Raw genomic sequence first — 13,126 nt, forward strand, 5'->3', positions numbered from 1 at the left:
GTGACCGGTGAAAGGCGGTGCTGAACGACACCACAACCGCCGAAGCGTAACGCATCCGTCACGCGGGCCACGTTGCAGCGCAATATCGGCTGGGGTCGGCGTGGTGCGATGTGGCATCATCGCGGGCCTGACGCGCGCCGCGCGGCGGCTTTCCCCCGGAGACTCTCGCCCCATGCCTGGCCACGGATTTCGCGGCAACCCACGCCAACTCTGGAATGCCCTGCGCTGGTCGATGCGCGGTCTGCGCGCGGGCTGGACGCACGAGGCTTCATTCCGGCTGGAAGCCATGCTGGCCATCGGGCTGGTGCCGCTGGGCTTGTGGCTGGGGCAGGGCGCGCTGGAGAAGCTCGCGCTGGCGGCGCCGATCTTCCTGGTGCTCTGCGCCGAGTTGCTCAACTCCGCCATCGAGGCGGTGGTCGACTTGGTCAGCCCCGACCATCATGAGCTGGCCGGCCGCGCCAAGGACATGGGCTCGGCCGCCACCTTCACTCTGATGATGCTCACCGTGCTCAGCTGGGCGCTGGTGCTGGGGCCGCGCTGGGGGTGAGGCGCTGCAGGCTTCGGTAGCGTTGGCAGATGCTGCGAATGGCGTCGGATGCCGGCTTGATGGCACCGCCAGTGGCGGGGAGCCCTGGAGGCTCGCGCATGGCGGCCGGTACAAGGAAGGGCCGGCTTGCGCCGGCCCTTCGCGTGAGTCGGGGCCTCAGTGACTGCCGCCGAACTTGAACTGCATTTCGGCCATGATCGAGCGGCCGTAGATGTTGTAGTCGAACACGTCGTAGTACGGGAAGGCGCTGAAACTCTTGTCGCGCGGCGGCATCTTGTCGAGGATGTTGTTCGAGATCAGCGACAGGGTGACGTTGTCGCGCACTTTCCAGTTCATGCTGGCGTTGTAGCGAATCCATGGGCCAACATGGCGGTTGCCGTCGTAGCTCCATGTCGGGGCATAACGGATGCCGTACAGCGTTGTGCTGACGTCATGGAAGTTCCAGGTGACCGAGCCGCTGAAGATGTTCTTGATCTCGGTGCCGAAGCCCCAGTCGCGGCTGTTCAGCAGGTCATAGGACGGGTCTTCCGGGTTCACCCGCTCGGTGTGCAACAGCGGCCGGAAGAAGTCGCCGCTGAACACGAAGCCGCCAAAGCGACCGGCATCCAGACGCCACTGTGCGCCGGCGGTGACGTTGGCCACCTGTTCCGAAGACATGTTCAGCGGGTAGGTGATGATCTTTTGCAGGGGCGGTTTCAAGGTCCACGTGCAACATGATCAATGAATTGTTCCGGCGCTTGCTTCGGCGAGCCTCAGGTGGTCGTTGTAGACCTCCAGCGGGGTACGGAATTGATGACGCTTTCGCGGTCGGGTGTTGAGGCTGAGGGCGATCTGGTTGAGCTCGTCCTGGCTGTAGACCGACAGGTCGGTGCCCTTGGGCAGGTACTGTCGAAGCAGGCCATTGGTGTTCTCGTTGCTGCCGCGCTGCCAGGGGCTGTGCGGGTCGGCGAAGTACACCTGCACGCCGGTACGCAAGGTCAGGGCGTCGTGGTAGCTCATCTCCTTACCCTGGTCGTATGTCAGCGTCTTGCGCAAGGCTTCAGGGATGCTCTTCAGCGCCTTGCCAAAACTCTCCAGTACGTCGGCTGCGCTGGCGCTGCTCATCTTGGCCAGCACCACGAAGCCGCTGGTGCGTTCGACCAGTGTCCCCACGGACGAACGGTTGCCGGCGCCCTTGATCAGGTCGCCCTCCCAGTGTCCGGGAATCAAGCGATCCGCCACTTCCGGTGGACGTACGTGGATGCTCTGCATGTTCGGTATCTGGCCGCGTCGATCCATCCCGCGCGTGCGTGGCTTGCGCGTGCTGCGGCCTTGGCGCAGGCAGTCGATCAACTCCTTGCGCAGTTCGCCGCGCGGCACCAGGTACACCGCGGTGTAGATCGTTTCGTGAGACACCCGATAGCTCGCCGCGTCAGGAAAGGCCCTCGCCAGTATCCCGGCGATCTGCTCCGGCGACCAGCGTGCCCGCAACAGCGCCTGCACGGTTTCCCACAGCGCAGGGTCGTCCAGTTTTCGCGTCACGCGCGGTTTGCTCCGGCATTCCCGACTACGCTGATGCGCCGCCTGCGCCTTGTAGTTCGCCGGGTCGACACGTGCCCGGCGGCGCTCGCGACTGATCGTGCTCGTCGCACGTCCCAGCGAGCGGCCAATGGCACGCAGGCTGTCACCCGCCTCCAAGCGGCGCTGAATCTCCACTCGCTCTTCCAGGGTCAGTTCGTTGTACGTTCTCATCGCAACAGCCTATGTCAGAATCGGCAAGGTGTTGCACGTGGAGTTTGAGACGGCCAGGCCATTGGGATTCAACGGATCGTTGGCCGGGTTGCGGGTGATCAGGGCGTAGACCTGCTGGCACATCGTCGAATTGCCGTCGATTGGCGTGCCGTCCACGGTGTGGCCGAGGCGGCAGCTGGCTTCCAGTGAGGCGATGTTGCCCACGCTGCGGCTGGCGACCTCGTTGCTGATCGCGATGCGGGCGTAATCAACGTGCAGGTTGAGGTTGGCCGTCGGCGACCAGACGGCGCCGAAGCCCCATGACCGCGCCGTCACGCTCTTCAGCTTGGGGTTGCCGGAGGTGCCGCTCTGCACCTGCACGCTGCTCAGGGTCGAGGGGCAGTTGGTGGTCGATACCACTTGGTCGCCGTACTGCAGGCGGCACTGGTAGTAATCGTAGACGTTGGTGTAACTGCGGCTGGGGCCGGCGAAGACATAGCTCATTTCCGGCGCGCGATAGGCTGTGCCGTAGTTGCCTCGCAGCAGCAGCGAATCCCATGGGCGGAATTCCAGGCCGGCCTTCCAGGTCATGCGGCTGTCGCTGTTGCCGGCGTAGCGGTACTTGTCGTAGCGAGTGGCCAGGTCGGCGGTGAGCGTGCTGATGATCGGCAGGTTGAATTCCGCCGCGATGCCGCTGTGTGTGCGGCTGCCCTTGCCGGTGGTGCCGCCAGTGCCCCAGAACTCGCCAGCCGCCACGCGCGGGTCGATTGGCTGGTTCCAGTATTCCTTGCCGGCCTGCAACACCGCCGCGACGCCGACGTCGCCGCCTGGCAGGGTGAACAGGCTGGTGTTGCTGATCTGCGCGTTGGCGTCCTCGGTCCAGGTGAGCGAGTCACTCTTCACGTAGTCGCTGAAGCCGAGAACGTCATTCAAGGGCACGATGCTGTAGAAGCGGTTGAGGTCGACGTTGTAAGCCGGATATTTGCCGTAAACCGGGTCGAGGCCCTGCTTCTGGCCGAGGAAGTAGGCATTCACCTTGCTGGCCAGCGGGCGCAGGTAGCTGGAGTCGGTTTCGTAGCCGGAGCGGTGCAGGTAGGCGTCATAGCCCCAGTTCGAGCCGCCGATATTGCCGCGGATGCCAACCGTGCTGGTATATGCGTCCTGCTTCAGTACGCGGTCGGCCGCGGTGCCGATTTCCTCCGGGGTGAAGGTCAACTGGTAGCGTTCGAACAAGCCGGTGTTGGTGTTGTAGAGATAGGGGGCCACGGGCGTACTGCCCCACCAGAACGTGTTGAACCCGTTGGTATAACTGGTGGTGTTGTGGTTGTAGAGCACGTCGCCGTAGAGCTGGACGCTGTCGTTGAAGTCGTACTTCGCGTTGGCGTAGCCATTGATGTGCTTGCTGCGGTTGAGCAGCGTGCCGTAGCTGCTGCTCTTGGTGCTGCCGCAGTAGTGCCCTTCGGGGCGGGTGGCGTAGGTGGTGGAACCGCCGTACTGGGAGGCGAGCGCGTCGCAGGTGGCTTGCCCTGGATCGATGAATTTGCCGGTCCTGCCGTTCCAACGTACCCAGTTCAACGCGGGAATCGGCGCTTGCCCGGGCTTGAGGGTGGGGTTGCGTGCGGTGGAGTCGGTCCATGCGCGTTGGGAGTTGTAGATCGGCTCCTGTTTGGAAAATTCCAGCGCGTAGTTCACGCTGAGCTTGTCCCTGTGGTTGCCGCCGACGAACTGCACGCGCTGGCTGCTGCCGCCACCGTGCGAGTAGCCGCCGCCGCGCAGATCGACCATGTAGCCGTCCACGTTTTTCTTGAGGATGACGTTGATGACGCCGGCGATCGCGCTGGAGCCGTAGATCGCCGACTGGCTGCCGGGCACGATATCGATGTGGTCGACCATCGCCATCGGGATGGTCGACAGGTCGACGATGGTGCCAGTGCTGTTGTACAGCAGCGGATAATTGGCCATCGGGTGGCCGTCGATCAGGTTGAGCGTGTAGCCGGGGTTGAGGCCGAACAGGCTGATGGTGTTCGCGCCCGGGGTGAAACCGTTGGTGTAGGCGTTGCCCAGCACGGCACCGTTGGCCTGCGGCAGCGAACGCAAGGCGTCGGAAACAGTAACGAAGCCCTGCGCCTTGATGTCTTCGGCGGTGATCTGGATTGTCGGCGTAGCCGTTTCGATCTGCGCCTTCGGGATCAGCGAGCCGGTGACCGTGACAGTGCCGAGATTCTTGGCCTTCTTGCCATCGGTGGAGGTTGGTTGATCCGGGGTGCTGGAGGTTGTGCCGTTGCCGGTGTCCTGTGCGTGGAGCGGGGTAGCCCAAAGCGGGGCCGCCAGTGTGGCGCAGATGGCTACTGTCAAGAACTTGCGATGCATGTCGTTGCTCCCCTGTTGAATCTTTTGGCCTGGTATGGGCGTGTGCCTTGGGTTATGCCTGCCTGCATGCAGGAAATCCGGCAATGGCTTGCCGAGGTTCGGCAAGTTCCATCGAACCTATCGCAAGAATATGCGATAGGTCAACGAAAAAATAACTTTATCGCGAAGGCGGCAATAAACGACGGGGAGTGTCTGAAGTGCCTGTCAACACAGGCGTTTTGTCGGCGGCTGCAACAAGATTGACGGGTGCGCACGGCGCGTTGCATGGCGTGACCATGAGGGCGAGGAACCCGGGGGAACGGCCATGTTCAATGGGACAGGGATGCCGCTGGGCCTGCGTCGGGGTAAGGCGGGTGCGCTGCACTGACGCCGGATACGCCGAGGGCGGACTCTTGCGAGCCCGCCCTCGGGTTTCAACGTTGCAGCATGTCCAGGAGCTTGGTTTCTACCGCCCAAGCTCCTAGAACTTCTGGGTGTACGACAGGTAGAAGTAGCGGTCGACGTCGAAGGCCGGCATGTACGGTGCGCTGCCCGAGCCCGAGCTGGCCACGTTGTAGTACTGCGGCCCCTGCTTGGCGAAGAGGTTGTTCACGCCGACGCTGACCGTGGCATGCCAGGGCAGGCGGTAGCCGAAGCGCACGTCGTTGAACACCACCGAGCCCTTGCTGCTGGAGCCGTAGGAACCGATCCACGGGTTGGTGTAGTTCGGCTGGTTGCACTCCGTCGTCGCGTCCCAGCAGCTGTCGCGCAGGCCGCTGTAGTAGCGCGCCGTCCAGCTGGCGCTGTAGTTGCCCAGGCTCCACTCCAGCGAGGTGTTGGCGTGCACGCGGTACAGGCCATTGGTGCCCGCGATCATGCCGGCCATGCCCTGCGTCGGCTGCGAGGGGCCGTTGGTGAGGTCGTAGCGGGTCAGGTAGGTGCTTTCCAGCGCGACCGTGAACTGGCCGTAGGGCAGCGCCGGCAGGCGATAGCGCGCGCCGAAGTCGTAACCGGCGGTGACCAGGCGACCGACGTTGATGATGCTCTCGTCGAGGCTGGCGACCGAGCCGTCGGCGGCGCGCGTGGAGCGGTCGCAATAGGTCGGGTTGGCCTGCACGTAGCAGTTGTTCAGGATATCCGTCGCCGCTTCCGCGCCGATGGTGTTGCCAATGTCGATCTTGTAGTAGTCGAGCGTGAAGTTGAGGCCCTGCACGTAGTGCGGGCTGTAGACCAGGCCAAGCGTGCGCGTGGTGGAGGTTTCCGGGTGCAGCTTGGGGTTGGCGTAGGACAGGAATGGCGTCGGCGTCTGCCCGCCGACGTTGCTGTCGATCACCTTGCCGGTGGCATCGACCTGGCGGTAGCCGGTCGGCACGCCGGCCGCGGCGCAGCGGCCGGCGACCCCGGCATTGCCGGCGGCGGCGCCGTAGACGCTGTCGCAGGGGTCGAGGAAGGTTTCGAAGCTCTGTCCGGTGCCGCCGTAAAGATCATTGAGTGCCGGGGCACGGAAGCCCTTGGCGTAGGTGCCACGCACCAGCAGATCGTTGATCGGCTTCCAGCGGAAGCTGTATTTGTTGTTGGTGGTGTTGCCGAAGTTGCTGTAGTGCGAGTAGCGGCTGGCCACGTTGACCGCCAGCTCCTGCGCGCCGGGCAGGCCTTGCAGCAGCGGTACGTCCAATTCGGCGTAGGCCTCGTTGGTGGTGTACTTGCCATGGGTCAGGGCGCTGGCCAGGTCGGTGGAGAAACCGGTGGCGGCGAACTGGTCGGGCAGGTACGAACCGGCCAGGCGGCGATGTTCCACGCCGGCGGCGAGGTTCACCGTGCCGGCCGGCAGGTTGAACAGGCCACCGCTGACATTGACGCTGGCGTCGCGCGTGGAGTTCTGCGCGGAGGCCTGCTCGATGGCTTCCACGTACTGGCGCACGGCGGCGGTGGTGGCGCCCGGGCCGGCCAGGATGTCCCACGGCACGCAGCCGGCGGCACGGTCGGCCGCGTTGGCGCAAACGACCTGGCCGCCGCTGACGGTGGTCGGGCCAAGCGCCTTCTGCACGTTGATGAGGTTGAGGTTGCCGTAGGCGGTCTTGTCGAGGTCGGCCCTGGAGTAGCTGTAGTTGGCGTCCCAGCTCCACTCCTGGCTGCCGAGGGTGAAGTAGCCTTCCGCGCCGACGTTCAGATGCGCCAATTTGGCATCGTTGGTGGTGATGCGCGGCATCTCGATGGTGCGCCGGAAGAAGCTCACGTCGTGGCCGGGGAACGGGTTGTAGGCGTTCTGGCCCGAGAGCGGCACGATCTGGTTGCCGATGGATTGGAACGGGTAGCCGGCCAGCTGCGAGGAGGAGGTGCGCTGGCTGTAGCTGCCGATGGCGTGCAGCGTGATGTTGTCGGTCAGGCTGTAGTGTTCCTGCACGAACAGGTTCTTCAGGCGCGTGGGCGCGCGGAAGGTCATGTCCGCCTGGGCGTTGTACTTGTCGGCGTTGCTGTTCGGGTCGTACGGGTGGTAGTTGCCCAGCTGCGCGGCGTCGGTGGCGCCGTGGTTGAGCACCCAGCTCTGGTTCGGGTTGCCCGGGTCGACCACGCGGCCCCAGGGGCCCAGGCCCAGGCCGGTGTCGGGATGGCGCGGGCCGAAGGCGTAGCGGGTCAGCTCGCGCGAGTCGTCCCAGATCGCGGACGTGTTCTGGTAGGTGGCGGTGAAGACCGTGCTGGACTTGTCGCTGTGGGTGCCGAAGGTGAAATCGTCGGTCTGCTGCTGGCCGTCGCCCTTCTGATTCTGGCCGTAGTAGATGTTGGCCTCGGCGCCGTCGAAGTGGTCGCGGGTGATGATGTTGACCACGCCGCCGATGGCGTCGGAGCCGTAGATCGATGATGCGCCGTCCTTCAGCACTTCGATGCGCTCGATGATCGAGGACGGAATGGTCGACAGGTCGGTCAGGCCGTTGATGTCGGTACTCCAGCGGCGGCCGTTGACCAGCACCAGGGTGCGGGCCGAGCCGAGGTTGCGCAGGCTGGTGTAGTTGCCGCCCACGGAGGCGCCGGAAGCCAGCGTGTCCTGCGTGGTGATGTCGGGCGAGTTGGCGGCGACGATGCGCTGCAGCACGTCGCTGACGTTGGTGAGGCCGGTGGCGGCGATCTGCTCGCGATTGAGGGTCACGACGGGCTGCGCCGTTTCCACATCCACGCTGCGGATGCGCGAGCCGGTGACGACGACCGTGGCCAGGGTTTTGGCGGTGGCGGGCGCGGCGTCGGCGTCCGCGGCGGGGGCGTCGGACGCAGCAGCCGTCCACGCGCTCATGGCCAATGCGGCCGCGATGGCCGAGGCCAGCAGTGTCTTGTTCTTCATGATCTTTTGAAACTCCGGGAAAACGGCGCCCGCGCCGGCGCGGGGGCGTCAGCAGGCGGGATGTTCGGCAGACGGCGCGGCGGTCTGGGGAAACCGCGCGCCACGGCGTCGTCGAAGCATGGGGGCTGACGATGCGGCGCGAATTTTAACGAAAGCTTTGCACTGCAACAAGGCGAGCGGCCGGAGTTGCGGGCACGCGCCTGCAGCACGGGTTCAGCCGCTGTGTGTCAGCCGCGGCGGCCATCGGCTGCGGCTATGCCGATGGTTCGCTGCCTCAGCGACTGCCGTATAGCGTCTTCACGTCACGCAGCAGGTCGGCCTGGCTGGCCGGGCGGGCGTAGAACATGTGGCCGCCCGGGTATTCCTTCACCTGCACGCGGGTGGGGTCGCCCATCGCGGGCATCTGGTCGACGATCAGCAGCGAAGCCATGAACGGGCAGGACAGATCGTCCCAGCCGTGGGCGATCAGCACGCGCAGGCCGGAGTCGTTGGCCACCGCCTCGCGCAGTTGTTTGGTGGAGCCCAGGCGGGCGTCGTCGTCCTCGTGCCATAGGCGGTTCACCGCGTAGCTCAGCGCGTTGTAGCGGCCGTCGAATTTCCAGCCCACGGTCTGCGTGACGAAGTTGACCATCGCGGTGGTGGTGGGGGCGATGATGCCATTCAGGATCGGGTCGCCGGTTTTCTGGTGCGGGGCGTAGGGGAACGGGTCCCAGGCGGTGACGTTGGAGTCGTAGCGGCTGCCCAGCTTGCCTTCGGCGCGGTACACCTCGCGCAGATAGGCCTGGGTTTCGATGCGGCCGCCGGAGCGCTGCACGAACAGCGGGTCGAGGCCGGTGAGTTCGGTCACCTTCCGGATCATCGCGTCGGTGGCCGCCGGATTGCCGCGACCCTGCATCAGCGCGGTGGCATAGGTGGTGCGGGTGTAGTCGATGACTGGCTGCATCGCCGCCGCCGTGAGCTTGTGCTCGCGCTCCAGGTGGGCGGCGGCGATCGACGGCAGGGTGAGCATCCACGGCAGCGGCGAGACGTTCTCGTCGTCCGACGCGGCCGGGTCGAGGTAGGGCGACAGCAGCACCACGCCGTTCATCGCCACGCCGAGCTGGGTCTGCAGGTAGTCGGTGATGCGCGGACCGCGGAAGCCGCCATAGCTCTCGCCCACCAGGTACTTGCGCGACTCCATGCGGCCGTTCTTCACCAGCCAGTCGTAGACGATGCGCGACAGGTATTTGATGTCGGCATCGGTGCTGTAGAAATCCTTGGTGGCCTGCTTGTCGTCCACCAGCGCGCGGCTGAAGCCGGTGCCCACCGGGTCGATGAACACCAGGTCGGTGAAGCCCAGCCAGGTGCCGGGGTTGTCGTGCAGCATGGCGGGGTCGGAGGGCTTGTCACCCTCCACGCCGAAGTTCACCTTCTTCGGGCCGATCGCGCCGAGGTTGAGGTACACCGACGAGGCGCCCGGGCCGCCGTTCAGCGCGAAGGTCACCGGGCGATTCTTCCCCGGCAGGGTGTAGGCGGTGAACATCACCTGTGCGATCACCTTGCCCTGCTCATCGCGCACCGGCAGCGAACCCACGGTGGCGGTGTACTTCAGCGTGCGGCCGTCCACCGCGACCGACTGGGCCACGTGCGCGTCGGCGGGGAAGGGCGGCAGGTGGAAGCCGTCGCTGGTGCCCGGCGCCGGCGACGCGACCGGCGGCTTGGCGTCGGCAGCCAGCGACGATGTCTGGACGCCGGCCAGCAGCAGGGTGGCCAGCAAAGCGGTGTGCAGGGGTTTGCGCACGGCGGGTTCCTCACGGGGAAAAGGGCAGGTTAGCGGCAGACCGTGCGTGGCGACCGTGCCTGATGGCAGGGGTCGGTTACCATGCGCGGATGACCGACACCTCATCGATTTCCTCGCACCTCCCCGGCCGTGGCCGCCTCGCCTGCGTGGGCCTGGGCATGACCCTGGGCTCCCACCTCACGCCGCTGGCGCGCAGCCATATCGCGCAGGCCGACGTGGTATTTGCCGCGCTCTCCGATGCCATCGCGGAAGAGTGGCTCAAGCGCCTGCACCCCGATGTACGCAGCCTGCAGCCCTACTACGGCGAGGGCAAGCCGCGCATGAAAACCTACCGCGAGTGGGTGGCGCTGATGATGGCCGAGCTGCGCGCCGGCAAGCGTGTGTGCGGCGTGTTCTACGGCCACCCCGGCATCTTCGCGTGGTCGCCGCACAAGGCGATCGAACAAGCCCGCGCCGAGGGCTTTGAGGCGCACATGGAGCCCGGCATCTCGGCCGAGGACTGCCTCTACGCCGATCTCGGTTTCGACCCCGGCACCCGCGGCTGTCAGCACTTCGAGGCCAGCCAACTGCTGTATTGCGAGCGGCGCATCGACCCCGCTGGCTACCTGGTGCTGTGGCAGGTCGGCGTGGTCGGCAACCGCTCCGTCGGCCCGCTGGGCAATGCCATGGCCTACCGCGAGCTGCTGGTGGAACGCCTGCAGCAGGACTACCCGGCCGAGCACGAGGTCATCGTCTATCGCGGCGCCACCTTGCCGATCGAGCAGTCGCGCATCCGGCACATCACCCTGCGCGAACTGGCCAGCGTGCCGCTGACCGCCGAGGAAACCGTGGTGCTGCCGCCGGCCGTGGCCCTGCAGCCGAACCGTGCGATGCTGGAGCGACTGCAGGCCTTGGATGTGGCGATCCGGCCAGACGCCGGCTGAGCGCCGGTTCGACCGGTGGGAACTGCCCCCCGAGTCATTGGGGACAGGCATACTTGCCGTGGATTCGCGACGTCATCGCGGCAAATGGGGGGAGACACCGAGTGGATACGATCGAATTGCTGGAAGCCATCGGCAGCGATGCCTCACTGCGCTACGCGGCGGCGGACGAGTTGATGGGCGTGCTGGAGCGTGCGCGGGCCGATGTCGGATTCGTCAAGGCGGTGGCGGCGGGCGACAACGTGTTGCTGCGTTCGGCACTTGGTATCCCTGAGGAGCAGCATGTGGTGCAGAGCAACGCGCCGGGCCACGGGGATGAAGACGAAGGCGAGGGTGAGGGCGAAAATGAAGAGAATAACGAAGGCGGCACAGCTTGTGCCTCAGTAGTGGTCGTTTGATGCTGCCCTACTCAGTGCCTGTGAAAAATAATGTTACGGAGACTTTCATCGATACGTCAGATACGTCTCAATGGACGTCTCCGTGGCTGGATTTTGGGCTTGAATAGTTTGTGGGGCGGTTGTTTTGACGGTACTGCTTGGTAATCCAACGGTCGTCAAGTGAAGGTGCGGGGAGGTTGTGAATAGCCTGTGGCGCTGGGTTTGCGGGGTGGGCCTTGCCGCCGGTTGCTTCTGCTGGCAGGTTGGCCGTGCCGCAGCGGCTGTTAGCGATACGGACGATCTCATCAAACAAACCCAGACGCTGGCGACCGTGGATCACCCGCGTTTTCTCAGGCAACTGGCGTTGCTCAATCGCAATGCATCAACGTTGACACCGAGCCAGCAGTGGCGCCTTCGCTACTCGAACGCTTGGGAAGCCATGTACCAAGGCGATTACGCCGAGTCAGAGGCTTTATTCCGGGACATCATTCGGCATTCGGGTGATCCACTGTTGGCGGATCGCTCGTCTTCCCTGTTGTTGAGTCAGTTTGGACTTACCAGGCGTTACACCGATGCGTTTGAGTTGGCCAATCGCCTTGCGATTCGCCTGCCATTGGTCACTGATCGGATGGTTCGCATCTCACTGCTGTTGAATTTGACGAACACCTTGATGTTGGCGGGCGAAACTGATTTGGCCGTGTATTACGCCCGCATGGCGGTGGCGGAAGCCCCTCCCGGGGCCAGTATTTGTTGGTCGTCATCGAGCCTGGTTGAGGCGCTCAATGACGGCCATCGGCTCGCATCCAGCAGTCCAGAGCTACAGCGGGCACTCGATGCCTGCGCGGCTTCAAGTGAATCGGTGTACAGCACTAATCTGCAGATCGTAATGGCTGATTTGTATGTGCATGAAGGCCAACCCCGCAAGGCGCTTGCTCTGCTTGACCGAACCAAACCAGACGTTGCGGTCAGTGATTACGAACTCATCGAATTGGCGGCTCTGGTGAGTCGGGCGCAGGCGTTCATCGCCTTGGGTGACGACGATGCAGCCAGAAAGGCGGCTTTAGCCGTGATCCAGAGGAAGTCGAGTGGTTCGGACCGTTGGTTGAAAAGTGCCTACGAAGTGCTCTACCACATCGAGAAGAAGCAGGGCCACGCCGCCGCCGCGCTCGATGACTACGAGAAATTCGTCGCCCTGGACAAGGCCTATCTCGACGACGTCAACGCCCGCGCGCTGGCCTACGAGACGGTGCAGCAGCACGTGCTGGCGCAGAAGCTGGAGACGGAGCAGCTCGCGCGGCAGAACAACGAGCTGCGCCTGCAGCAGAAGCTGGCGGCGAAGACGGCGGAGGCGAGCCGGTTGTATATCGTGCTGCTGGCACTGGCGCTGGGTTTCGGTGTGTTCGGCATGATCCGGTTGAAGCGCTCGCAGCTGCGCTTCAAGCGGCTGTCGCGGCTGGACGGGCTGACCGAGCTGCTCAACCGCCAGCACTTCATGGGCGATGCCGCGCTGGTGTTGCAGCGGCTGCACAAGCGTGGCGGCGCGGCCTGCCTGGCCTATCTCGACCTCGACCACTTCAAGCGCATCAACGACACGCACGGCCATGCGGCGGGCGACGCGGTGCTGCGCGAAACGGTGGCCGCTTGCCAGCAGTACCTGCGGCCGGTGGATCTGTTCGGCCGGCTGGGCGGCGAGGAGTTCGGCATCCTGCTGGTGGATGCTTCGCGCGAGCAGGCGCTGCTCATCGCGAGTCGCGTGCGGCAGGCGGTGGCGGCGAGCAAGGTGACGTTTGGCGACAGCCTCATCACGGCGTCCACCAGCATGGGTCTGGCGTTCACGGATCGCTCCGGCCACGACCTGCAGCGCCTGTGCATGGACGCCGATGCGGCGCTCTACCTGGCCAAGGACAGCGGTCGCAACTGCGTGGTGGCGGATGGCGAAAGCCTGTCGTCTGGCGCGTGACCGGTAACGGCCGGTTCGGGTTCTCTGCATGTTTCGGAAGCCGGCCCGGCGACGCCCTCGCGACGACGCTCGAAATTTTCATGGGCTCTGGGCAGGGGGGCGGCGCCCGCGTGGTGGCTCGCGCTTGACGCTTGCAGGGGCGCGGTGTA

Annotated in this window: 9 protein-coding genes; 4 read left to right on the forward strand and 5 right to left on the reverse strand. The window is 64.9% G+C overall.

What is annotated here, in order from left to right:
* The first annotated feature begins 172 nt into the window (after positions 1-172).
* Entirely contained in the window at positions 173-547 is a 375-nt protein-coding gene (locus AC3WQA_RS13795) for a diacylglycerol kinase (RefSeq protein ID WP_492675617.1), read from the forward strand.
* Positions 548-703: 156 nt separating this feature from the next.
* Here AC3WQA_RS13795 and AC3WQA_RS13800 read toward each other — a convergent pair whose 3' ends face one another.
* The 5 genes from AC3WQA_RS13800 to AC3WQA_RS13820 all read right to left on the reverse strand — a co-directional run bounded on the left by AC3WQA_RS13800 (position 704) and on the right by AC3WQA_RS13820 (position 9,720).
* Positions 704-1,246, reverse strand: coding sequence for a hypothetical protein (locus tag AC3WQA_RS13800; protein WP_492675618.1), 543 nt, complete (start codon positions 1,244-1,246; stop codon positions 704-706).
* Between the two features lie 18 nt (positions 1,247-1,264).
* On the reverse strand, positions 1,265-2,278 hold the full coding sequence (locus AC3WQA_RS13805; RefSeq protein WP_492673427.1) for an IS30 family transposase: 1,014 nt from the start codon (positions 2,276-2,278) through the stop codon (positions 1,265-1,267).
* A gap of 9 nt (positions 2,279-2,287) precedes the next feature.
* Entirely contained in the window at positions 2,288-4,627 is a 2,340-nt protein-coding gene (locus tag AC3WQA_RS13810) for a TonB-dependent receptor plug domain-containing protein (RefSeq protein ID WP_492675619.1), read from the reverse strand.
* Between the two features lie 460 nt (positions 4,628-5,087).
* Complete coding sequence (locus AC3WQA_RS13815) at positions 5,088-7,940, reverse strand: TonB-dependent receptor plug domain-containing protein (RefSeq protein ID WP_492675620.1); 2,853 nt, start codon at positions 7,938-7,940, stop codon at positions 5,088-5,090.
* Between the two features lie 274 nt (positions 7,941-8,214).
* Positions 8,215-9,720, reverse strand: a complete 1,506-nt coding sequence (locus AC3WQA_RS13820; RefSeq protein WP_492675621.1) for a S10 family peptidase — start codon at positions 9,718-9,720, stop codon at positions 8,215-8,217.
* An 89-nt stretch (positions 9,721-9,809) separates the two neighbouring features.
* Here AC3WQA_RS13820 and AC3WQA_RS13825 point away from each other — a divergent pair, with 89 nt between their 5' ends.
* The 3 genes from AC3WQA_RS13825 (at position 9,810) to AC3WQA_RS13835 (ending at position 12,977) form a co-directional block, all read left to right on the forward strand.
* Positions 9,810-10,643, forward strand: a complete 834-nt coding sequence (locus tag AC3WQA_RS13825) for an SAM-dependent methyltransferase (protein ID WP_492675622.1) — start codon at positions 9,810-9,812, stop codon at positions 10,641-10,643.
* 101 nt (positions 10,644-10,744) lie between these two features.
* Positions 10,745-11,038 (forward strand): hypothetical protein, encoded by a 294-nt coding sequence (locus AC3WQA_RS13830; RefSeq protein ID WP_492675623.1) that lies wholly within the window; start codon positions 10,745-10,747, stop codon positions 11,036-11,038.
* 178 nt (positions 11,039-11,216) lie between these two features.
* The gene (locus AC3WQA_RS13835; RefSeq protein ID WP_492675624.1) at positions 11,217-12,977 is read left to right on the forward strand and encodes a tetratricopeptide repeat-containing diguanylate cyclase; all 1,761 of its coding nucleotides are present in this window, start codon (positions 11,217-11,219) and stop codon (positions 12,975-12,977) included.
* Positions 12,978-13,126 lie beyond the last annotated feature (149 nt).

The organism is Rhodanobacter sp. FW106-PBR-R2A-2-24 (assembly GCF_058789615.1).

Coding starts and splice junctions, on each gene's coding strand:
- AC3WQA_RS13810 (WP_492675619.1), bottom strand. CDS start 4,627: ATGCATCGCAAGTTCTTGACAGTAGCCATCTGCGCCACACTGGCGGCC.
- AC3WQA_RS13815 (WP_492675620.1), bottom strand. CDS start 7,940: ATGAAGAACAAGACACTGCTGGCCTCGGCCATCGCGGCCGCATTGGCC.
- AC3WQA_RS13805 (WP_492673427.1), bottom strand. CDS start 2,278: ATGAGAACGTACAACGAACTGACCCTGGAAGAGCGAGTGGAGATTCAG.
- AC3WQA_RS13795 (WP_492675617.1), top strand. CDS start 173: ATGCCTGGCCACGGATTTCGCGGCAACCCACGCCAACTCTGGAATGCC.
- AC3WQA_RS13825 (WP_492675622.1), top strand. CDS start 9,810: ATGACCGACACCTCATCGATTTCCTCGCACCTCCCCGGCCGTGGCCGC.